The organism is Shewanella gelidimarina (assembly GCF_023283945.1).
In the GTDB taxonomy this organism is placed as follows: domain Bacteria; phylum Pseudomonadota; class Gammaproteobacteria; order Enterobacterales; family Shewanellaceae; genus Shewanella; species Shewanella gelidimarina.
Window position 1 is genome coordinate 1 of sequence record NZ_JAKIKW010000029.1, and the last position, 23198, is coordinate 23198.

Below are 23198 nucleotides of genomic sequence, written 5' to 3' on the forward strand. Positions count from 1 at the left end.
TCGGGGGTAAAATTACGTTTTATACGTTTAGTCATACGATCACCTAAATAATAACGAGGCCATAATATCAACCTCTAACTAGATGGCCAAATTAACTATGCCACTTCAGAGAGTCGCCCTCAGGGAAAGATGATCAATGTGACTGAAGCTTTTTTCGACTCTATTCTGACCAACATCCGCCTTCCTCTCTTTACGCCGACCCACCTGGTGAGTTCATATCTGCCTGTGTTTATCTTGAGCCAAGCATTGACGGAGACTTGCGATGCCTTATTGTTGGAGATCAATAAAGCGCAAAAGGAGGTGAATAATAATCCTCTGCTCATACAACTGCTGTTTTCATCACTGCTTGTCGCGTTAACTCGAGAGCGGAAAAGTAATACTGAGCACTTAAGTGAAACTCAGACGATGCGCTTCAATCAATTTCTGTTATCGATTGAAGATAAATTCACCCAGACCAGAGACGCATCAGCTTATGCAGACATGGTGCACATCTCCTATAAGTCCTTAAACCAACTTTGTAAGCTGGCTTGTAATCAAACGGCTAAACAGCTGATCGATGCCCACACCATATTAGAGATCAAGAGAAGACTCATCATAGAAAACTCCCAAGTACAGGAAGTCGCCTATGAACTCGGCTTCGATGATGTCACTTATTTCGTCAAGTTTTTTAAGAGACACACCTTACTGACACCCTCTCAGTTCAAGACGTACACTAAAGCGAAATAATGCTTATTCACATCGTGGCGAGTCGTTTTTGTATGCACTTCCAATAATGTAAAACCGCATTGTCCATTTATAGTGATGGATATCAGCTAACTTTTACAAGCCGATTTAATACACCTAACCTCCGCTTCAAACTGTAATCATCCTTAAGCTGGACCTGATACCTATTTGAGGTCACAAAATGGCAACAGGGTTCGAAAAACACCATTTTAAAGCCGATAAGCCCATGCCGGACATTAAGCCTTTCTACTACTTTTAGGGTATTAAAGTATGAGTTAGCGAAGAGTTAAAGACTTTTATTGCAAACAAAGCAGTACCGAAACAGGACTGTATTCTTAATGTCTTGGTAGCTTCAATTTTGTCTGTGAGAAAAGTGATTAATTTTTTGCCTCGGAACATATTTTAATGATTGATATATAACGTTTAGCTAACCATTCGCTTTATTCGTTATCTATCTTACTGATGAATTCTAATCTGAAAAAATATGTATTTTCAGCGTTAGAGTTAACCGTTAGACAATAAAAATAATATCCAATATATAGCGTTATAAATATATTAAGGGCATGTCATGATGAATATTACAGAAATACGTATTCCATATAAGAAGTTAATCCTTGCCGGTATGATCTCTATGCTGGTGGCTTGTGGTAGCGATAACGACGATCCACTTCCTCCACCAGTAGATAATACCCCACCCGTTGCTAATCCAACCGATGCAGAAACTATCAACGGCAGCAGTATATTAATCGATGCTTTAGCCAACGATACCGATGTTGATGGTGATGCGTTAACTATCGAAACAGTGTCTGTGGCAGACGGAACAGGTACCGCATCGATTAAAGATAATAAGATCTTGTTCGAACCTGTAGAAGTCGGTACCACCACACTCAATTACACCATCTCAGATGGTAATGGTGGCCAAGCTGAGTCGATAGTCACTGTCGTGGTGATATCAAATGAAGTTGCCCTAGCCTATGTGGGTTCCAACACCTGTGTCTCTTGTCATACAGATAAAAAAAGCTATCTAGAGACCGGACATAACTTTAAGTTGACTGAGGTTGTTAATGGAGAAAAGCCTGTCTACCCGTTTTCCTCTATTCCTGACGGGATCTTGGAATTTTTTGATGTAAACAACACGCTGGGTAACCCTTCCGGCTGGGCAGATATCGGTTACGTTATCGGTGGTTACAAAAGCAGTACCATGTTTATCGATAAGAATGGCTACATCATGACCGAGAATGCGGTTGGTACATTCCCTGTACCAGAGGGGACCGAAGCGACTCCCCAAATGGCATGGCCCTGGAACCCGAATGATGCACCCGATTCACATGGCTATGATTACTGCGGCAGATGTCATACTACAGGTTGGCAAGATTACACTGAAGGCACCGGTGATTATCGAAACCTGAACAGACAAAATGATATGCCGGGAATGGGCGGCACGTTTGCTATGACCGGGGTTCAGTGTGAAAGTTGTCATGGCGCCGGTAGTGCTCATATTAAGGCTCCAGCAAAAAATAATATTGTTAAAATAGCTGAAGCACGTGTTACTGGAGATTACCTTGCTGAGGATATGGGATATGGTAAGGCGGCTACCTGTACCGAGTGTCATACCACCGATGATGCAGTCAGACGCTATCCGGACTATTTGTCTCCCTTTGACCAGATCTTTGGCGGCGTAACTCAAGGTGCACGCTTGAGCCGGAACACAGGCTTTGGCCCCGAAGGACGCCGAGATGGTCGTGGTGGCCGTCACGCGGGCACAACCTTAATAGGTACAGATCCAGATACTGGCGAGGCGATGGGCAAGAAGAAGGACTTCACCTGTTCAACTTGTCATAACCCTCACCAGTCTGAATACAATCAGGACAAACCTGGCCATGAAGACGCGATGGTAAGAGAGTGTACCGATTGCCATAGCAAGGAGTTCGCCGACGCCCCAGGCAGCAGCATCGCTTCTGTCGCTCATGAGCTCGCTGCCAAGTGCACCGATTGCCACATGCCAAGTTCATCTCACTTACTCAAGATCGATCTCGAGGGGGCAAAGGATGACCCAAGACACTTCTCTGCAGACGGCGAGTACATGAAACCATGGCTTCGTGCCTACGATAGTTGTTCAGGCTGTCATGCGGATGATTATGACTTGCGAGCTTCGAAGATAGGGAAAATTCATAAGTAACTAGTTTTACGTCAACGCCAGTCACTTATCGTGGCTGGCATTTTCAATAGGCTCAGTTTAACTGTTGTCACTTACACGTTAGCTGATTAACTGTTCAGGACATTGATAACTAATGTGTTGATGGAACCGCACTATGAGTTCTTGGCGTGATTTATCTAACGCCAATTCAGCCGCAAAGTTCTTTAGCGCTTCTTCAACCCGATTCAAATAACGGCCAAGCCCACCATCTTTAGAGTCTTTCACTCCTGCTGCAATTGTAAAGCTAACCATTTCAACTAAATGGTCACCCTGCCAATGACGAATAAATTGTTGCTCTTCAACATTGGGGTCAAAACCGAGCATTTGTACTTCGTCGGTACCATCAACTTGATCGTATTTACTGTTGCGTACCAGTGGTGTTAGCCCATTAGCCACCATCGCAATTCGATTGAGCTGTTTGGCTGATGTTGCTTGGATAAAGGCATCTTCTAGCTTTTGATACAGTGCTGTAAAGTCATTTGCATCTGCTGGCAACATCGCTTGTTTAAGCATACGGCTTAAAGGTAGCTTTACCGTCACATAGCATAATGAACCATGTTCTGCAGGCAGCGGACAGTTTCTGGCTTTATATCTGTCGCTAATTGAGCGCAGCTTATATCCATAACTCTCTTTACTGCCCTTAGCTTTGGCGAACAGATCATAAGACAGGTGTTGATGATCGCGGACTTTAATGGTGAGATCTTTTTCTGGCAATTGAGGCATCAATTTTGCGATAAAAGACTGCACCTTTAGATGAAAGTTAGCCGAGTTACTGCGAATATCTTCACCCGTCGCTAAAAATACAATCCTGATTTTGCGTGCGCGGTAATCGTCCTGACTATGCAGACTTTGTGCTTCATGATACTCAGGATTATAGAAAAATATGATCTGCTCTGCGGTTGGAAAGCAATACGCTTCGGTGTGGAAACGCACCACGGGTAACTTATCATTAGTGATCACATGAAGGTTATATAACTCTTCTTGCTCAGCAAGATTAAAAATGGCACGACTAAGCGTCTTATAACACGTTTTGTAATCGGGGTAATGGGCCAACAAAGCATCCGTTACTTTGATTTCTGCAGTGATGTATTGATTGCTTCTAACATCCTTGGGTATGTACACTTTTTGCTGATGGCTAAGGGACATATATACTCCTTTTGATAAGTTAACCATGTTTAGCTTGGCGCCAATGGTAGCGATAAACGCTGACGATAACCCTGCGGTAAGACACGCTTTTACCTGCTGGCAACATAATACCCGTCGAATATGATTTATTTCTTAAAATCCAAATGTAAAAGCTCATTCTAGGGACAAAAGTTATCATCATGGCTAGCCATGTCGTTTTTAGAACCTCTATATATGGCCATTTTATTCGACTCACTCACCGCACATTAGCAAGCCTGTTTATCAAAAGAGCCCCTCCGCCTGTTTTGCATTATTCAACTAAACTAAGGCAAACAGATAAGAATTGGCCAAAAGGGCTTTTGATGATCAGTACCGATGAATAGTGAGCCCCCCAAAGCGCCTTTGGGTATTTTCCCAAGTTCGTGGAGTGAACAACGGGCCGGTCGAATTCCCGGTCATATTCCGATATGGGTGGGGATCCTGTCTGAATTAACCGAATTTGGCATTTTCTTTGTCGCCTACTTTATTGCCAAGTACAACTACCCTGAAGCCTTTTCCCAAGGTCCCCAAAGTGTCAGTACCCTCGCAGGGGTAACTAACACATTGATATTACTTTCAAGCAGTTACTTTATCGCAAAAGCAATGATCAATATTAGGTTAGACAATCGAGTCAAGTGTGAAGCCTATCTGTGGCTCACTCTGGCTTGTGGTTGTTTGTACTTATTGGTGAAGACGGGCGAATTCTATTGGAATCATCAACAGGGCTTTCGCACCAGTAGCAGTCAGTTTTTCACCGTCTATTACTATATGACTTTTAATCATTTTCTCCATGTAGGTTGGGCTGCATGCGCGGTGTTGTGGGTTATATTTCGTTTGCGCCGAGGGGCCTATTCAGCGAAAGAGCATTCAGGTCTAGAAGCATTAGCCATGTACTGGCACATGATTGATTTGATGTGGATCCTTATTTTTCCACTCTTGTATGTTCTAAGGTAGGCCCTGATGAAACCTTTTGGAAAAATGGAGTATTGCTGGTGGACCCTGATTGGAATAACGCTATTCAATACGTTTTTAGGTGAGCAATTCAGTTCTTCAGCGCTGGTTAGCATCTTGGTGGCATTAACCGTGATGTTTAAGGGATTAATGATCATCGATCATTTCATGGAGTTGCGCCATGCCCATCGCTACTTACGATTAATGATGCGCGCCTACCTTATTTTTTTCCCATCCTTGATTATCGTAACGACCTTTTTATGAACCAAGATAGCCAGGATGTTTTTCTGCTAAACATTTGATAAATGCTATATTTAAATAGCTTTCTTTTTGAGTCGTATCGAATATTAGGGAACAATATGACCTTTTCAACTACCACCGCAATTGCTATTAAAGACCCGATATTCTATCAGCAGCAAGACAACGAAATACAACTCTTCGAGTACGCGTATTCTCATCAACTGCCATTACTCATTAAAGGGCCAACGGGCTGTGGTAAGACCCGTTTTGTCGCTCATATGGCAGAGAAACTTGGCAGACCTTTATACACAGTCGCATGTCATGATGACTTAACCGCCGCGGATTTAGTTGGACGCCATTTGATTGGTCCAAATGGGACTTATTGGCAGGATGGACCGCTAACGAGAGCGGTGAGAGAAGGCGGTATTTGTTATCTCGATGAAATCGTCGAGGCGCGTAAAGACACCACTGTGGTACTGCATCCCCTGGCCGATGATCGCCGCATATTACCCATCGAACGCACCGGAGAAGAACTCGCTGCAGCACCGGGCTTTATGCTGGTGGTATCTTATAATCCTGGTTATCAAAATATTTTAAAAGGCATGAAAGCGAGTACTCGGCAGCGCTTTGTCGCATTGCGTCTTGGCTATCCCGATCCTCTGCTTGAGAGCCAAATATTGATGACAGAATGTCAAATAGAGCAAGACTTAGCGGTTAAGTTGATTGAATTGGCAGGATCGCTGCGCAGACTCGACTGTGACTTAGATGAAGTGGCTTCTACCCGCCTGTTAATTTATGCGGCGCGAATGATATCCAGTGGTATGTCGCCGTTAGCCGCATGTCGCAGCTGTCTGGCGGAGCCCTTGTCTGATGATATCAGCACTGTTGAAGCGCTAATGGATGTCGCGCGCCTGTACTTCGATTGTTAGTGCCCTCTACCGATGTAAAGTCATAACATGGCCAATACTGGATCCAATCAGGTACCGACCGCTGATGTCGCGAGTGTGGCATCAAGTCCACGGCCATATTTGCCCGGTGATTTAGCCATGTGGTTTTTTATTTTGGCGGAACTCACAGTATTCGCTATTTTTATTATTGGATTTGCAGTCACGCGGCAGTTGTACCCCGATATGTTTCAACAGGGACAAACCTACCTGCATCCCGTCGCTGGTGGGATTAACACCATAGCGTTAATCTCCAGTAGTTGTTTGGTCGCCCTCAGCTTAAATGCGATAAAGCATTCACGTCAAAATTATGCAGCAGCACTATTGGGCGGTGCGTTACTCACGGCGAGTGTCTATTTAGCGGTGAAGTCATGGGAATATAATGAGCTAATACAACAAGGATTTGGTTTGTCGACCAATACCTATTTTACCTTGTATTTTTTTATCACAGCATTTCACTTTATGCACGTCATTCTCGGGATGATTATCTTGGGGTCCATGGCATTCAAAACCACAAAAGGAGCCTATCAGGGCAAAAGCCTTTCGGGTTTTGAGTCAGGTGCTTGCTACTGGCATATGGTCGACCTCGTGTGGATCATTATTTTCCCACTGCTGTACGTTATTAACTAATGATAACTAGGCAAATGCGAGGCTGCAAAATATGACCCATCATCAAGGCCTCATTCTCCGAGTTTATCTCTATCTGATTATCCTGACAGCCGCGTCTGCTTATATGGGCAGTGTCGCGCTGGGCTCAAATCATTCCTGGTTGCAAGGTGTGGAAGAAGTTGTTTTAGCCAGCATCCTGCTGGTGACGTTGATAAAGGGACTGCTGATCGTTGATGTCTATATGGAATTGAAACAAGCGCCGACATTGTGGCGCAACTTACTGCGAGCCTATGTCATCTTACTGCCGATAACGATTGGCTTGATATACATCTTATTTTAAGTGTTCTGCTGTCTAGGCCTCATTAAGCATCTGATTAAGAACCAGATTTAGTAACTAATTTAATCTGCTAGGCGTTAGCCTCTATATCTATTTTAGGCGTGATATCAATAACTAAACTTGCTTGTAGCCCATTTTATTACCCGCCCACGCTCGCACTAACATCCATACCGAAATCAGAATAAATACCGCGTGCACTGAGATAAAATAAGTAATGACAAATACCCAAGTCATCCCAGAATTTAACCCCCCAAACAATATGATCAGTGCACTCACGAGTATTAATGCTGTTGCGGCAGCTAAATTCAACTTAATGGCAAAATGCAGGTGATACGTGGCAAAGGAGTTGGTCGCAAATTTATTGATTTTGCTGAGCAGTACAATAAACGATAGCAGCGGCAAAAAGGTAAGATTGAGTAGCGACCACACGGCAATTGCAGACGCTTGTTTTATTTCGTTTTGATCGTATTTATTTATTTTCATGTTTACATACCTGTCAGCTGACATCCGTTATCGGGGTAAATAAATGATCATCAGTAAGCAAAATAACGCAATGAATACAAAGGCCCATAAAAACACTCTGGTTTTGTAAAAACGGCTGCTAGGGTGAGCTTTTGGTAAAGCCATGCCACAGTGGCAACAAACCGGCACCGGGTCGGTCAAATAACCCGTCGTTTCGCTATCAACTGTGTTTTCAGTCTGACAATACAAACAGGGTATTTTTTCGATCATTTAGGTCTCCTTTGCTCAATAAAATCTAGGAAGAAGATTGAGTCAGTTGATGATACAACTGCGGTAACTTTGTCGGTAACTGGCTTGGGTCAAAGATAACGCTGAAGCCATTATGACCAAAAATGTAAGGCAGATATTGATCAGCCTTTTGATCTATGGTGATACAAAATGGTATGAGACCAAGGCGGCGGGCAGCGATAATCGCTTGTTTGGTATCTTCAATGCCATATCGACCTTCGTAATTATCAATATCATTCGGCTTGCCATCAGTCAAAATAAGCAGCAATTTTCGGTGGTGTGTTTGTTCCGCCAAAATACTGCTCGCTTGGCGGATGGCTGCGCCCATGCGGGTATAAAATCCTGGCCGCAAACTCAAAATACGGCCACGTATATGATCATTGTAGGATTCGGAAAAGTTCTTTAACAGTGTAAACCGAACGTGATGCCGCTTTACCGATGAAAACCCATACAACGCAAATGGATCGCCCACAGCAGCCAAAGCTTCACTGAATAGCAGCATGCTGTCCTTAATCACATCAATAACCCTAAGCTCATTATTGATGTAGGCATCTGTCGACATCGAAAGATCGGAGAGTAACAAACAGCTGATGTCACGCTGGCAGCGCTGAAAGCTACGGTAGAGTCCGGTGTCTTGCGCCATTGAAGTCTGACTTTCAATATGAAAATCCAACCAGGCAGTTAAATCAATTTCATCTCCACTCGGCTGAGATTTCTGCCAGTTTTTAATACTTTGCAGTTGCTGGAATTGTTGGCGTATTTTTTTGGCTGCCGAGTGTAATGATGATGGCAATGCCAGTGGCTTGCTGTCGCGAGGTAACATAGGTTGTAATAAACAGCGATCGGCAACCAGTAGGTTAGATTTATAATTCCACTCAGGTAGCGTAATGCCTTTCCCTAAGGGTAAGTCATCCTCAATGGCTGCGGGTAAATCGAGATCTATTTTAAGCTTAGCGGTTTTTTGCTTTGAGCCCTTTGCCACCGTAATAATATCAAGATCTTCAGCCACTCTTTGGGCATCATCATCTTCGGTGTCGTCCTCAGCCCGATTCACTCGTGAAAACTCGCTCCATGAGAATAAGTTTTCTAAGCGAAAAACCATCAGACTATCTTTGGTATCCTCTTCCTCTATTCGTTCTGATTTTTTTCTAGCCTTTACGCTTTGCTGCTTCTTTGCCGCTGATGATCCTTCCTCTTCTTCGCAATCAATATCTGCCGCGCTAAAGGGGTTCGCTTTGATGTTCTCATTGGGATACAACCAGATATAAATGGCTTGAGGTGCGTAGTGGGCGACCGGGAATTCAATAATAGATTCAGGGTGTGTTATTGCTTGTATCACAGCCCTTTCGAGCGGTTGTAAGGATTTAGGCAATGCTTCAACAGGGACTCGCTGCTTGAGTATTGCAGTCACAAGTCGTTGATAGCGCGGTCTTATCGCGGGGTATTTACGCAGAACTTTGGCTACCACAGTTTGATTGTCTCTGGCCCAGTGAGTGAACTGTTCGGGGTAATGCGGGGCAAGAGCGGCAAGCCAAAGGTAGAGTTCTTTATTCAGTTGTGGCGTATCAAAAATAGCGATGGATTGCGGCAAGCGCAGGCTGGTTTCATCTTGCCAAGCAAGGCTGACTTGTTGCTTGGCGCCTGAAATTTTATCGATAAACTTTCTATGGGCATAATAATCACGCGGTATAGCGGCCTCGACGCGTTTTGTCGGTGAGCCTCCAAGCGCGCGAAAAATTACCCCAACCGATTTCTTGATATCATCAAATTGAACACGGGCATGATCAAATTCAGTGTTGCTTTTTTGCACAATGAATTTATGCCAAATACTCCCAACCCATTCTTCCATATATGGTTAACCATGGTGATAAAAAATAGGTGGAACTAGCGTCGATAGCAACTCAGCGCTAGCTCCATTTGATTAATACAGTCTATTTAGCAGCTTTTCTGTCGACAAGAAAGTTGCACATATAGGTGATTAAGCCTATCAGGAATATGAGCCCCGTCGCTTCTCGTGCCCAATAGAAAATTGACAATTTATCCTGAGTTTCCATAAAGCTTAATGCTTCGCCGCCTTCGGGTAGACGTTGTAACCAGACCTGCAATACCCCTGCTCCAGTTAAGAACAGCGTAATGAAAACCATGGCGACCGTCATTAACCAGAAGCCCCACATTTCCAGCACTTGCGCTTTTTTGCTCGATGCTTCGCCAATACCGCGTAACTTCGGCATCGCATAGGAAATAATGGTCAGCACTATCATTGCATAGGCACCGTAAAAGGCCATATGGGCATGTGCCGCAGTGATTTGCGTCCCGTGAGTGTAGAAGTTGACCGGTGCCAATGTATGTAGAAATCCCCAAACACCCGCGCCAAGAAATGCCATGACTGCCGTACCTAACGCCCACAGCGTTGCTGCTTTGTTCGGATGTTCTCGGCGGCGGTTGTTCACCATGTTGAATGCGTACAGCACCATGGCAAAGAAAGGCAGAGGTTCTAACGCGGAGAATACCGAACCCACCCACTGCCAGTATTCAGGCGTGGCTAACCAGAAAAAGTGATGCCCAGTCCCCAGTAGACCGGAGATCAATGCCATCGCAACAATCACGTACAGCCACTTCTCAATAATTTCTCGGTCAACACCAGTGATCTTGATCAGTATAAAGGCGAGGATCGCACCCATAATTAATTCCCACACACCTTCAACCCAGAGGTGGACAACAAACCACCAATAGAATTTATCCAACGCAATATTGGACGGATTGTAGAAAGAGAATAGGAAAAACACAGCCAGTCCAATGAGGCCGGTGATCAGTACCATATTGATCACCGTCTTTCGGCCGCGCAACATCGTCATACCGATATTGAACAGAAACCCGAGGCAGACGATAACAATACCAATTTTAGTAATGGTGGGTTGCTCTAAGAACTCCCGCCCCATCGTCGGGAAATACTCATTGCCCGTGATCTCAGCCAGCCTTGAATAGGGAACCAACAAATAACCTAACACGGTGAGTGTGGCAGCGACGGCAAATACCCAGAAGAGCAAGATAGCGAGTTTAGGGCTATACAATTCAGTTTCAGACTCTTCGGGCACAAGGAAATAAGCGGCACCCATAAAGCCAAATAATAGCCAAACGATGAGCAAGTTAGTATGCACCATTCGAGCAACGTTAAAGGGGATGACCCCGGCGAGAAAATCTCCCACCACATATTGCAAGCCCATCACCAAGCCAAATATAATTTGTCCGGTAAATAGAATAAGTGCAAATACAAAGTAAGGTGTCGCAACCGATTGTGATTGATATTTTAAAGTGCTCATGCCTTAACCCTCAATGTTCGGTGGCCAGCTGTTAACGTCTATTTCAGCGGTGAATTTTAAGAACTCTGCTAAATCGTTAACCTGTTGTTCCGTTAAATTAAATTGAGGCATTTGTCGGCGTCCAGGGACACCAAGAGGTTGAATTAGCATCCAACTTTGCATAAAGCCTTTAAATGCATCGAGATCACCGCCACCGCGGCGATAATAAACATTCCCCAACTCCGGCGCATAATAAGCGCCTTCACCAAGGAGCGTATGGCAACCAATACAGTTGTTGTCTTCCCATATGGCTTTACCGTTTGCAACGGCTTCGGTGAGATTCTCTCGATGATCAGATTTGGGCATTTCTCTGGTGGTATGCATAGCGAGACCAGCAAACAACAGTAGGAAAAAAACACTGCCGCCATAGTAGATATTTCGAGCCATACCTTTTGTAAAAGTGTCTGACATATTACTATCCCTTTACTTATTTACTTTCACTTTTGGTCAAATATTAGCTAAGTGTAGACCATGGTTAAGTATTCACTGGAATTAAACAGATATATTAGACACTTGAGTGCGACAGGAGCTACACGCTAAACCATCGAAGTTAAGTCACTGTAATAATTTATTAAAATGATTCGATAGATAAACAGCCAAGATGTGCCGTCACCTCAGAATTTTAAAGCTAAGCTAGCGTGTTACTCAATTTATATACCTCGTCTTATGGCCTTATTAATCGCCTTTATACAAGCCAACACTTTTTATAACCCCCCATTTAAAAATAGAAAACAACGCAGATTCGAAAGAGCTAAAATGTCAAAGAGTAGACGGCGTTTCATCTAAATTTGGCTGTACTTTAAGGTAGGTTTATTGGGCTCGGTTAAACAGGCTCAAGCCCATCAATAACAAATTTTGCTGCAGTGCATTACCAGCAAATATAGAAATATAGTTTGTAGAAAATAGGTTGGGGAAAATATTAAAGGTAGCGAATTAACCAGTCTAAGGCTCATCCATCGTCATAGAGAAACCTCTTGTTACCAACCAAGCGTGCCACTGAGAATAAGCATGGCAGGTCAATTTATTATTTAGTCGAGCTGATTGTTTGTTGTTAGGTTTTTTAGCACAAAATCAATAAAGGTGCGGTTTTTAAGTGACAGTGTTCTGCTTCTGTAGACAAGGTGTATAGGTTTAGCTATTGGGGTAAATGCTGCCAATACCTCTTCTAATGCACCGAACTCTATGTCCTTACAAACCAGTATTCTGGGCTGAAGAATAATACCCGCTCCATTCAATGCCGCGGCCCTAAGTGCATGCCCATTATTCGATGCCAGCCGACTATTTCGTTTACTGAATGCATCCGTGCTTAACCTAAAGCTCTGCATTGTTTGCCCCTGACTATAGACAAAACCCAAGCAAGAATGCCCTTTCAAATCTTCGAGTTCATCAGGCTTACCCTGGTGAGCTAAGTAAGCTGTAGAGGCACAAAAGCACAAATTGTAATACCCAAGCTTACGCGCAATTAATGTCGAGTCGTTCAACTCGCCTATTCTCAGCAAAATATCCGCATCGGATTGAAAAGGGTCGATCAGCGAATTATCCAATGTCATCTCAACATCAAGCAAAGGGTACTCCTGCAGAAAGGCCGCGACTATCGGCGCCAACAGTTCACTTCCAAGGGTAACCGGACAATTTACCTTGATGGTGCCCATTGGCGTATTCTCAAGCATTTGAATTCGATTTTCGGCATCGACGATGTCTTCAATAATCCTCTTACACTCTTCATAATAAACCTGGCCACTTTCCGTTAACGACTGCTTCCTTGTCGTCCGATTCAAAAGGCGTGTTTCAAGTGATGATTCAAGAAACTGAATATGTTTACCGACCATGGTTGCCGACATATCAAAATGATTTGCGGCACTGCGAAAACTGCCGTGCTCAACCACGGAAACGAACACTTGCATGCTTTTCAGCTTATCCATTACGCACTCATAGTTTATTAAAAATCAATTAAAGCCCACTTTATCAAACTTGAAGACTCAATTATATTGAGTTTTTTCCTACAAAGTGAATAAACAATGACGATAGCAATAACAGGAACGCTTTCTATAACAGCAGAGTTAAAGATAAAAGACACTGTTGAACTGAATGACGGATTATTAGCCATTCAGAAATTTTGTGTCGATATGAACAGCGAACAAGGCTGCTTCCTTGCCGTTGCTCATCAAGATAATCAAGATCCAAGAAAAGTCATTTTGTGGGAAATATATCGAGATCAAATAGCATTCGATGAACATTTTAAGGCTGAGCATACTCAAGCCTTTATCAAAGAAGGCCTAACAGACTTAATTACCGCCTATCAAACACAACCGATGGCGACTCAACTCACAGGAGCTAACCAATGAAATGGGGAATAATAGGCACTAGTTTTATTTCTGGCATCATGGCAGAAGCCATTAATGGTGATGATAAAAGTGAGCTATACGCAGTCGCAGGAAGAACGCAGACAACATTGGATGAGTTTGCCAAAAGTTACGCGGTGCATAAATCCTATACCGACTATGATGCGCTCATTAACGATCCCAATGTCGACATCGTTTATATCGCACTGCCAAATCATCTTCATCATGAGTTTGTCGTTAAAGCTGCCGCTGCGGGTAAAGCGATACTGTGTGAAAAGTCACTGTCTATTGATATGGAAAAGACCGAAATCGCTCTCGCAGCCGTTCAGAAACACCAAGTCTTTTTTGCCGAAGGCTTAATGTACCTGTGCCATCCCTATATTGAAAAAGCACTCAGCGTGCTAGTTTCAGGAGCCATTGGAGAGATAAAAGCCATACAAGGCTCCTACGTCGCGGCAATTTCTCAGTTTGTAAATGCTGACAGTAAGGGTGCCTTGTATAACCTTGGCTGCTACCCAATGTCTCTCGCTTATCTCATCCTAAAACAGTCGCTATCTGCAGCCGAATTGATGGACTACAGCGTATCAGCCATCGGCAGAAAAGGGGCAGACAACAATATCTGTGAATCCAGTGCGACTTTTCGTTTTGCGAATAAGGTCAATGTACAGATCCATACCGCGGAAGATTATGGGCTTAAACATGGTTTTACCGTGCTGGGTAGCAAAGGCTGCTTAACGTTTAATAGTAATCCATGGCTTCCAGGAGAAATGAATGAATTTGAGCTGGAAACCTACGAAGCGAACAAAGAAACCATTACAGTAACAGCCGCAGGCGATGCCTTCTTCTATCAAGTTCGAGCGATACGTGAAGCGTTTGAACGTGGTGATAAATCACTGCAAGCGCCTAAAGCGACGCCGGAAAGTTCTGAAGATATCATGAAATTATTAACCGACTGGGAATCGAGTACCCAACTGAGTTAAAGCACCAAGTTTGATCTGTTAACGGTCATCACACCATGATTTTGCTATTTTTTCATTGAGAAAATAGCAATCAATTTTGGTTCTGGAATGAATGTGAGGCTGGAGATAAATTAGTTAACACTTTGTATTTATTGCATTATTAACTATAGGGTCATGTTGTTTTTTATGTTGTTTCTTAGGTGGAAAAGTATTTTACCCCCCACTTATTTAATCTTCAGATTTAAACGCCTAAAAATACCTGTTACTAATGAATTAAAGTCATTATAGACAATACGGTCTTGGTACTCGTAAGAAAAGCGTCCATGAAACATCAGCGTCATCACTAAATCGCGATAGCCCAAGTAACAGGTATAACCATCAATATCATGCCAAGCTGTTAGTCCATCTAAATGGTATTTGTCATCATGCTTCTTACCCTTTGACAGCACATGATTAAAGACGAAAAGATGTTGCGATAAAGACATAAGCCCTCTTTTAAGCGTATATTCCCGCTCTGATTAGTAACAGGTACAACCCACAATCAAACTCGCTGATGGCTAGTTTAATACGTATAAAAACCCGTAATGGTTCAAAGCAATATTGATGCATATTTTACATCAGACGAGCAGATCTCATCCATGGTGATCACGGATAAATACATCCATGTATAAACCCCCTCTTTCACCATCCATGGTGATCACGGATAAATACATCCATGTATAAAAAAAGCGAATCCTTAGATTCGCTTTTCATTTGCAGACGTGAGTGACCAATGATCATTAAGTTTTACTCAATGAAGGTTACTCTGAAACATCTAAGTCAGCAGCTTACTTATAAAACGCTTCAACTGTGCCTTTTGCCGTCACCATCAACGGTTGGCCACGACGGTCTAATGCTTTGTGTGTCGGCACTTTAACCCAACCTTCACTGATGCAATATTCTTCAACATCAAAACGCTCTTTGCCGTTAAGCATAATGCCAATGTCGTGGTCGAAAATTGCTGCCACATGATGTGGGCTACGAGGATTAACGGAAAGGCGATCAGGTAAAGCTGGTTTTGATGTAGTGTCAGTCATGGTCTGGCCTGTAATGAAAAGTGGTTATCAATAAATCGTGCGCCATTGTAGGCAATACAAACCTTATGCTCAAGTGCGGCCGTCATAAATGTGAGTGCACTAGTCCTCACTTATCTAGACATTAGCTAGACAGCCCCTAAACGTTCGCTAGAAAAGGAGCATCTTTGCCGCTCGTTTAAACGAGCTAACGGATAGCTTCGAGCTTCTCAAGCAGGACTCGCAAGAGTGGGTCCCACCGCCTATATGCAAGCTGTGCATATAACGACAACTCAGCATTTCAAGCCATCATAAAAGGAACAATGAGTCGTTATGATACCTCACTCGTATTTTATTTCGGCTTTAATGGAAATAAGTTGACAGATTAGAAATTCAATCTTATATTTCCGTTTAAATGGAAATATAAAGCCACCTATATTTCAAGCCTAAGAGAAGTCATATGGCTATCATTGATTTGGCGCGGTGTTTCTATCTACCAAGCTTACTTCATTAATAAAATCTGCACAGGGAAGCATCATGATTGACAGCATTTCGATACACGCCTCGCAAGATGCAATTGAGTGGGCGCTAACTCATGGTATGGTGCTAAAAAACACCCCTTATTCCGCGACTCATACGGCATTTAGCTTTACACCAACAAGCATTAGCCGAGAAAGATATGCTCATTTAACCTCTTCAGTTAACTTACTGGGCAAGTTGGTGCACTTTGCATCTGAAAATCATGCATTTTTACACCAAGCCATTGCGCCAATAACAAGCGGTGATCCGTTTTTCAATGCATTGCTTCTTATGCATAAACAAATTCATGACTCGCCAAACAGTGCAAAAAGATTACCCTTATTACTCATGCGCAGTGATTTTATGGACGATACAACTGATGGCCCTAGGCTCATCGAATTCAATGGTATTGCTGCAGGGATGGGACCGTTTGGCCAGAGAGTGCATCAGCTACATAAATACTTGCAGCTGCAATCAGCACAAGCCTACTCAAAGTGGGGAAGCTTAGATGCTGAACTCGTCGACAACCCTGCAATTGAAAGACTCTCACTTGGGATAGCAACCGCAGCGCAGAAGATAAAATCGGAGTTTGACGATGCTGGACCCGCTGTATTTTTAATGGTGGTACAAGCAGATGAAGATAATGTATATGATCAGCATTTACTTGAGCACGCCTTACAAGTCAAAGGCATTAGCACCGTTAGAAGAACATTCCGACAGTTACACGGTAAGTTATCAACGGGCGTTAATGATCGGCTGATTTTAGAAGATGTCGGCGCAATTGATACCATTTATCTGCGAGCAGGTTACCAATATTGCGACTATCAAGCACATGACTTAATCAGCAAGGTTTGTTGTGATGCGCTAATGCAAACTCGTATTTTTATCGAAAAACATCGCGTAGCGGTTAATGCAACCGTAAGCCAGCAACTCGCCACCAGCAAGCGTGTGCAAATGTTACTGTCCTCAATGACGCCCAAAGAGCTCACAGCCTTTGGTTTATCCGTTGATGAAGCCAGTATTGTCAGTGAGTTACTAGGAGAGATGCTGCCTATCACCGAGAACTCTGCCACTTGGATAAAGCAAAGGCCAACAGATGAATGGGTACTTAAAAACCAAGGAGAAGGCGGCGGACACTGTATTTTTGGCGACGATATCCATCAAAAACTGTTAACACTGCAACCTAATGAGTATCAAGCTTGGTCATTGATGCGCCGTCTGCACCCCGCTCCAAGATCTGCTTCTGCTTTGACTGTACGCAAAGGTGAGCTGCAACAAATCGATGACTTGATCAGTGAGATTGGCATGTTCACTGTGCATATAGATGGCATCCCCGCTACAGCTGAGCAAGGTTACGCTGGCTATTTGATCCGAAGTAAATCGGCACGCACAACTGAAGGTGGCGTCCATAGTGGTATGGGAGTATTAGATTCGCTGGTTTTTAGTGATGAGTCATCATGGGAGCCCAAGTGATTATGTTATTTAAAGTTTAACTAAAGCTAATTGACTAGAGGTTGATTTATCATTGTTCTCCATAGAGAATGGTAGCTCGTTTTAGTAGTTTATTTCGCAGTATAGATCAGGAGTTAGTGTTAGATGATGACAAAATGGGCGACACGTTTTTTACAGATGGCCGAGCTCGTTGCATCTTGGAGCAAAGATCCCTCCACCCAAGTGGGTGCAGTGATCACCGAAGATAACCGGATTGTCTCATTAGGTTACAACGGCTACCCAAATGGGATCTCCGACAGTGCCGAAACCGACAACCGTGAGATGAAGCTCCTAAAAACCCTTCATGCAGAAGAGAATGCCATTCTCTTTGCTAAGCGTGATCTCAGCGGCTGCGAGATCTGGGTGACTCATTTCCCCTGTCCTAACTGCGCTGCAAAGATAATCCAAACTGGCTTAAGTACAGTCCATAGCCCGCAACCAAGCGAAGATTTTCTGTCACGCTGGGGAGAGAAGATTAAAATAAGCGAAGATATGTTCAAACAAGCTGGCGTTAAAGTCGATTGGATGCAGCTAGGATAATAAGCGGGGTCAGTTTCTGACCCACTTATTGAATCTAAAATAACGGCTATCCCGCATTTACAATCAATCTTACCAAGGCAATACCTGACCGTTTGAATGCCTAAATACACCGGACTGACTCATATCAAGCTGTTCGATTAAACCAACAATACGGCTGGCCGAATCGGTTGCTGAGATGTCTCCGCCGTGATTAACCATATCTGTTTGCACATAACCCGGGTGATAAATACCAACGGCGACCTCTTTAGGGGCTAAATCATGGCTTAACGACATTGATGCCGCATTTAAAGCGGCTTTCGACATACGATAACCATAACGACCACCAGAAGTATTATCTTCAATTGAACCCATTCTCGAGGTGATCATCGCCACCTTAGCACCGCGAGTTAACTGCTGCTGAAGCGCTTCAACCACACGCAGAGGTGCAATAGCATTGACTTCAAACTGGGCGCGAATGGTATCAAGGTTTAAGTTTTCTAAATTCTCATCCCGTAATATGCCAGCGTTACACACCAACACATCAATCTGTATATTCGCTAATGCTTGTTTCATGTTGGCAATGCCAGCATCCGTTGCCACATCAATATCAGTTACCACGTTCACCTTTAAAGCAGATAACGCGGCTGATGATGTACGACATAAAGCAATAACATTTTTACCTTGAGCGGCATAAAGGGCTGTTAACGCTAAACCTATACCGCGATTGGCACCGGTAATGACGACAGTTTGAGACATGTTTGCTCCTACAAGCTAAATTAATAAACTGAAATATCTCATTATAGCTTTAGCCACACAACCAGCGTTGGCAATTGCTCACACTTTGTCGCCGTTTACGCTGTAAATATTCACAACTTAGAGCAGGCTGCACTCTTTTTAACTCAGTGGCTTTTAAAGGAATCGCCATTATTTCAACCATCCGCTTTGAAGTTTATTCGCTCAGGCAGCTATTAAACCTGCAGTTTGAAGTAGAACCTATATAGTTCATTTGCTAGAATCCCCCCCTATTTTATGGCAACTGTATTTACTGCCACACTCAGGTGTCACGGATCAGTTTCGCACTGAGTATTCAGGTTTTACTATTTAAAGGCAGGCTATGACCGTTCTTCTTATGACTCCACCGATGACCCAGCTGAATACGCCCTATCCGGCAACAGCGTATTTGACGGGTTTTTTACGCTCTCGAGGCTATGAGGCGGTTCAGCGAGATCCTGCTATTGAGCTTTTCCTAGAAATGATGACAGCACCTGCGCTGGAAATTATTCGTCAGCATGTGGAAGAAAACTTCGACCACTTTGAAGAAGATGAGCTGCCTGATACTATTTCGACCTTTATGGCTGAATTTGACCGCTACCACCTAACCGTTGAGTCTGCTATTCGTTTTTTGCAGGGTAAAGATCCAAGCCTTGCACTGCGTATTAACTCGCGTCGTTTTTTACCAGAAGGCCCAGCATTTGACGCGATTGCTCAAATGGAAGCCGTATCCGGCGATGTGTTGCAAGCAGCCTTTGGCAACCTTGGCGTACAAGATAAAGCCAAATATCTAGCAACGCTGTTTATTAATGACCTGTCGAACGTCATTACTCAGGGAGTTGATCCCTACTTTGAAGTGAGCCGTTATGGCGAGAAATTAGCGGCGGCCAACCCCAGCTTTGATAATCTCTACGATACCTTGATGGGCGAACCTAGCTTCAGCTCTGAGATTTTAGAACAATTGGTTGAGCTATATCTAGAAGAAACACAGCCTAGCGTGGTCGCGTTAACCGTGCCCTTCCCCGGCAATATGCTCGGCGCCTTACGTATAGCGCAAACCTGTAAAGCCATCAATCCTGAGATCCCCATCATCATCGGGGGGGGATTTATCAATACCGAGCTGCGTGCGCTGAAAGACCCACGCGTGTTTGAGTTTATCGATTTTATCTGTCTCGATGACGGCGAACGTCCTTTTATAACGCTGCTGGAATACTTTGAAGGCAAGCGTGAAGTCGACGAGCTGGTACGAACCTACTTCCTCGCAGAAGATGAAAATGGTCAGCCATACGTACACTTCAATGAAAATGCAGAGCTGCAGGATATTCCACAAACCGAAGTCGGTGCGCCGATATACGATGGCCTACCATTGGGAGACTACCTGTCTTTATGTGAAATGCTTAATCCAATGCACCGCATTTGGAGCGATGGACGCTGGAACAAACTGACCATAGCGCATGGTTGTTACTGGCGTAAATGTAGCTTCTGCGATGTCAGTCTGGACTATATCGACCGCTTTGACGCCGCTAGCGCCGATGTGTTGGTGGATAGAATCGAAGAACTCATTGAAGAAACCGGAGAGACAGGTTTCCATTTTGTTGATGAAGCGCTACCGCCAAAGCTTTTGTTTACCTTTGCAAAACGGCTAATCGAACGTGGCGTGGTGATCAGTTGGTGGGGCAATATCCGTTTTGAGAGGACGTTTAGCGAAGCCCGTTGTCAGTTGTTGGCAGATTCAGGTTGTATCGCTGTTAGCGGCGGTCTTGAGGTGGCGTCTGATCGTCTATTGAAACTGATGAAAAAAGGCGTGAGTGTTGAGCGAGTCGCCCAGGTAACCAAAGCCTTCAGTGATGCAGGTATATTGGTTCACGCCTATTTGATGTATGGCTTTCCTACCCAAACCGAACAAGAGACTGTTGACTCGCTGGAAATGGTGCGTCAGATGATGAATCAAGGTTGCTTCCAGTCCGCCTACTGGCACCGTTTTGTGGCCACTATCCACAGTCCTATTGGCATTAACCCTGAGAAATTTGGCATTACGCTGGCTGAGCGCCCTGAAATCTTATTCGCTGAAAACGATGTGGACTTCACCGATCCAACCGGCACGGATCATGACATGCTTGGCGAAGGACTGCGTAAGGCGATCTACAATTATATGCACGGTATTGGCTTTGAACAGCCAATGAGCTTCTGGTTTACAAAGCCTGTTACACCGACTCTGATGAAAAAAGATCTGGTATCAAGAGCCGTTAGCAATCTAATCTCCAGCAATGAAGAATAATCCGCGATTAAGAGTCAGCGATTAAAAACCATTAGCGTCAGCTGAATATTCATAGATGGTATCTATAAAAAAAGGCCACTTTCTTGTTGCAGAAGAAAGTGGCCTTTTATTATTAGCGATAAAAGGACTCATTTTGTTTCCTTAGTTATCCTTAGTTATCCAGAGCAGATTAAAATCTAGCGATATATAACCCTGAGACTTACCACCTTATAAGCCAACTTGTGTAAAACAGCCCCTAAGCAATTACCTCTATATTGACGTCCAGTTCGACATTTATATCTCTTGCTCAGAGAGCCCATTCTAGCTTCAGCCTCGCTTCCTCAAACATCAAATTTAAATATTTTAAGTATAAACAAGATTCAAGATATCAACCCACGATTATTGGCTGTCATTTTATTTGTTTTCTAATAATAAGACATTGATTTCATTAATTAGTCTTATATTCACATACTATCTGCGTCCTATTTAAACGTCGGCCTGCATGGCAGGCATTTATTCAGTCAAAGCAAGTACGGTAAACCTAATTCGATAAGCTCGGAAAGAGCAGGTTCTAAAGGATAGTAAACTATGAGGGAGATGAGTCGATTGAATAAGAAGGTTATTATTGGCGCAACGATATTGTTTTCACAACAGGCATATTGCGCTGGCTTTCAGCTAAATGCACAATCAAACGTTGGCCTGGGACGCGCATTTGCTGGAGATGCAGTCATTGCAGATAACGCGTCCTCTATGTCGCGTAATCCCGCCACCATGGCGCTGTTTAATGAGCCCGCTTTGTCAGTGGGTTTCATCAGCATCACTTCCATGATCGAAGTTAAAGATGCGCTTTATACCCGAGAGTTATATAGCCAGGGAGCTCTCGTCGATAGCTCGGTTCAATCAGCAAACTATGATGATGCTGGCGACATGACTATCGTACCTAATATTCACTTTATCATGCCAGTCAATGACCAGTTTGCCTGGGGCATTAACGCGTATTCCAACTTTGGTACTAAAACAGAATATAGCGATGATTACATTGCTGGTGAGTTTGGTGGCCAGAGTGAAGTTAAGAGTTACAATCTTGGTTTATCCGCCTCTTATCGGATTAATGAGCATGTTAGCCTTGGGGCTGGGCTGGATATCATTGCCAGTACAGGTAAGCTCAAAAGGAGTTTACAGCCGACAGACACTAATCTACTGACTGTCGATGCTAAAGGTTGGGGACTGGGATTTAATCTAGGCGCTGTGTACGAGTTCGATGATAATAACCGCTTTGGTTTGGCTTATCGTTATAGCCCAGAAATGGAAACTGAGGGCGATGTCGATTACGCGGGCTATTTACCTGAGTCAGGACCTATCGACGATACACTGCTGATCCCCCTGCCAAGCATGGTTGAATTTTCTGGTTTCCATCACCTCAAAAACACCAATATCGCACTACATTATAGTATTCAATGGATAGGTTGGAGCGTGTTTGACCGTCTGGACGCCGAGACCAGTGGCACGCTGAATGATTATGAGTGGAAAGATGGTTGGCACTACGCTATCGGCGCCACTTACTACCTGAATAATGCTTGGACCCTTAGAGCTGGTTATCTGTACGATGTCAGCGCACAAGATCAATTGACCTCTATTTCGGTACCGGATTCAGATAGACAATTTTTCTCAAGCGGTTTTACATACCAGATAACGCAAAACTCCAATATGGATTTTGGGTTTACTTATGTATTAGGCCAAGATGTAAGTGTGGTGGAATCAAAACCTATGATCCCAATAGATATCGCCAGTGGTACCTATTTGGCCACAAATCTTACGGCAACGAGTCATGCCAATGCCATGATGGTCGGATTACAATATAACCGTACTTTTTAGACTCTTTGGTTAAAATGGGGCAAACAAAGCCCCTAAAAAACAGCTAAAAATATGCCTTCAGGAAGCTGAATGGCATATTTTCCACATCAAAAGGCTTTACGGACAACACCAGAGATACAATGATAAAAAGCGGTGTCTT

At 43.7% G+C, this 23198-nt stretch carries 23 protein-coding genes; 13 read left to right on the top strand and 10 right to left on the bottom strand.

The features are described from left to right. Positions 1-138 precede the first annotated feature (138 nt). On the top strand, positions 139-726 hold the full coding sequence (locus L2729_RS21800) for a helix-turn-helix domain-containing protein (RefSeq protein WP_248989688.1): 588 nt from the start codon (positions 139-141) through the stop codon (positions 724-726). A gap of 565 nt (positions 727-1291) precedes the next feature. Beyond that, a complete protein-coding gene (locus L2729_RS19090) occupies positions 1292-2902 on the top strand; it encodes an Ig-like domain-containing protein (protein ID WP_248989689.1) in 1611 nt (536 codons plus the stop codon). A gap of 78 nt (positions 2903-2980) precedes the next feature. On the opposite strand, the gene L2729_RS19095 is transcribed toward L2729_RS19090, so the two are convergent. Further along, positions 2981-4066 (bottom strand): DUF3083 family protein, encoded by a 1086-nt coding sequence (locus L2729_RS19095; protein ID WP_248989690.1) that lies wholly within the window; start codon positions 4064-4066, stop codon positions 2981-2983. 354 nt (positions 4067-4420) lie between these two features. On the opposite strand from L2729_RS19095, the gene L2729_RS19100 reads away from it, so the two are divergent. The 5 genes from L2729_RS19100 to L2729_RS19120 all read left to right on the top strand — a co-directional run bounded on the left by L2729_RS19100 (position 4421) and on the right by L2729_RS19120 (position 7168). Next, a complete protein-coding gene (locus tag L2729_RS19100) occupies positions 4421-5038 on the top strand; it encodes a cytochrome c oxidase subunit 3 family protein (RefSeq protein WP_248989691.1) in 618 nt (205 codons plus the stop codon). Positions 5039-5044: 6 nt separating this feature from the next. Continuing rightward, positions 5045-5299 carry a cytochrome C oxidase subunit IV family protein gene (locus L2729_RS19105; protein WP_248989692.1) on the top strand — a complete coding sequence of 85 codons (255 nt, stop codon included), beginning with the start codon at positions 5045-5047 and terminating at the stop codon, positions 5297-5299. 95 nt (positions 5300-5394) lie between these two features. Continuing rightward, positions 5395-6204: a CbbQ/NirQ/NorQ/GpvN family protein gene (locus L2729_RS19110; protein ID WP_283104286.1), complete on the top strand. Its 810-nt coding sequence runs from the start codon at positions 5395-5397 to the stop codon at positions 6202-6204. A gap of 27 nt (positions 6205-6231) precedes the next feature. Further along, positions 6232-6849 (top strand): cytochrome c oxidase subunit 3 family protein, encoded by a 618-nt coding sequence (locus L2729_RS19115; protein WP_248989693.1) that lies wholly within the window; start codon positions 6232-6234, stop codon positions 6847-6849. A 31-nt stretch (positions 6850-6880) separates the two neighbouring features. Beyond that, the gene (locus tag L2729_RS19120; RefSeq protein ID WP_248989694.1) at positions 6881-7168 is read left to right on the top strand and encodes a cytochrome C oxidase subunit IV family protein; all 288 of its coding nucleotides are present in this window, start codon (positions 6881-6883) and stop codon (positions 7166-7168) included. A 111-nt stretch (positions 7169-7279) separates the two neighbouring features. On the opposite strand, the gene L2729_RS19125 is transcribed toward L2729_RS19120, so the two are convergent. The 6 genes from L2729_RS19125 to L2729_RS19150 all read right to left on the bottom strand — a co-directional run bounded on the left by L2729_RS19125 (position 7280) and on the right by L2729_RS19150 (position 13196). Then, positions 7280-7648, bottom strand: coding sequence for a hypothetical protein (locus tag L2729_RS19125; RefSeq protein WP_248989695.1), 369 nt, complete (start codon positions 7646-7648; stop codon positions 7280-7282). A 27-nt stretch (positions 7649-7675) separates the two neighbouring features. Then, a complete protein-coding gene (locus L2729_RS19130) occupies positions 7676-7897 on the bottom strand; it encodes a DnrP protein (RefSeq protein ID WP_248989696.1) in 222 nt (73 codons plus the stop codon). Between the two features lie 25 nt (positions 7898-7922). After that, positions 7923-9764: a nitric oxide reductase activation protein NorD gene (locus tag L2729_RS19135; protein WP_248989697.1), complete on the bottom strand. Its 1842-nt coding sequence runs from the start codon at positions 9762-9764 to the stop codon at positions 7923-7925. An 82-nt stretch (positions 9765-9846) separates the two neighbouring features. After that, positions 9847-11235, bottom strand: a complete 1389-nt coding sequence (locus L2729_RS19140; RefSeq protein ID WP_248989698.1) for a cbb3-type cytochrome c oxidase subunit I — start codon at positions 11233-11235, stop codon at positions 9847-9849. 3 nt (positions 11236-11238) lie between these two features. Continuing rightward, entirely contained in the window at positions 11239-11685 is a 447-nt protein-coding gene (locus L2729_RS19145) for a c-type cytochrome (RefSeq protein ID WP_248989699.1), read from the bottom strand. A 617-nt stretch (positions 11686-12302) separates the two neighbouring features. Then, a complete protein-coding gene (locus L2729_RS19150; RefSeq protein ID WP_248989700.1) occupies positions 12303-13196 on the bottom strand; it encodes a LysR family transcriptional regulator in 894 nt (297 codons plus the stop codon). Positions 13197-13292: 96 nt separating this feature from the next. On the opposite strand from L2729_RS19150, the gene L2729_RS19155 reads away from it, so the two are divergent. Beyond that, entirely contained in the window at positions 13293-13619 is a 327-nt protein-coding gene (locus L2729_RS19155; RefSeq protein ID WP_248989701.1) for a putative quinol monooxygenase, read from the top strand. Continuing rightward, entirely contained in the window at positions 13616-14596 is a 981-nt protein-coding gene (locus L2729_RS19160; RefSeq protein WP_248989702.1) for a Gfo/Idh/MocA family protein, read from the top strand. Before L2729_RS19155 ends, L2729_RS19160 begins: the two co-directional genes overlap by 4 nt. 203 nt (positions 14597-14799) lie before the next feature. Here the strand turns inward: L2729_RS19160 and L2729_RS19165 are convergent, their stop codons facing one another. Together L2729_RS19165 and L2729_RS19170 are read right to left on the bottom strand one after the other, a co-directional pair. Then, positions 14800-15060, bottom strand: a complete 261-nt coding sequence (locus L2729_RS19165) for a DUF3081 family protein (RefSeq protein WP_248989703.1) — start codon at positions 15058-15060, stop codon at positions 14800-14802. 342 nt (positions 15061-15402) lie between these two features. After that, positions 15403-15651: a DUF3297 family protein gene (locus L2729_RS19170; RefSeq protein WP_101093202.1), complete on the bottom strand. Its 249-nt coding sequence runs from the start codon at positions 15649-15651 to the stop codon at positions 15403-15405. A 513-nt stretch (positions 15652-16164) separates the two neighbouring features. On the opposite strand from L2729_RS19170, the gene L2729_RS19175 reads away from it, so the two are divergent. Together L2729_RS19175 and L2729_RS19180 are read left to right on the top strand one after the other, a co-directional pair. After that, positions 16165-17619, top strand: a complete 1455-nt coding sequence (locus L2729_RS19175; RefSeq protein WP_248989704.1) for a glutathione synthetase — start codon at positions 16165-16167, stop codon at positions 17617-17619. Between the two features lie 123 nt (positions 17620-17742). Next, positions 17743-18177, top strand: a complete 435-nt coding sequence (locus tag L2729_RS19180; protein ID WP_248989705.1) for a dCMP deaminase family protein — start codon at positions 17743-17745, stop codon at positions 18175-18177. Positions 18178-18246: 69 nt separating this feature from the next. Here the strand turns inward: L2729_RS19180 and L2729_RS19185 are convergent, their stop codons facing one another. Continuing rightward, entirely contained in the window at positions 18247-18912 is a 666-nt protein-coding gene (locus L2729_RS19185) for an SDR family oxidoreductase (protein WP_248989706.1), read from the bottom strand. A gap of 358 nt (positions 18913-19270) precedes the next feature. On the opposite strand from L2729_RS19185, the gene L2729_RS19190 reads away from it, so the two are divergent. Both L2729_RS19190 and L2729_RS19195 read left to right on the top strand, forming a co-directional pair. Then, positions 19271-21205: a B12-binding domain-containing radical SAM protein gene (locus tag L2729_RS19190; protein ID WP_248989707.1), complete on the top strand. Its 1935-nt coding sequence runs from the start codon at positions 19271-19273 to the stop codon at positions 21203-21205. 576 nt (positions 21206-21781) lie between these two features. Further along, positions 21782-23059 carry an outer membrane protein transport protein gene (locus tag L2729_RS19195; RefSeq protein ID WP_248989708.1) on the top strand — a complete coding sequence of 426 codons (1278 nt, stop codon included), beginning with the start codon at positions 21782-21784 and terminating at the stop codon, positions 23057-23059. Positions 23060-23198: the final 139 nt, after the last annotated feature.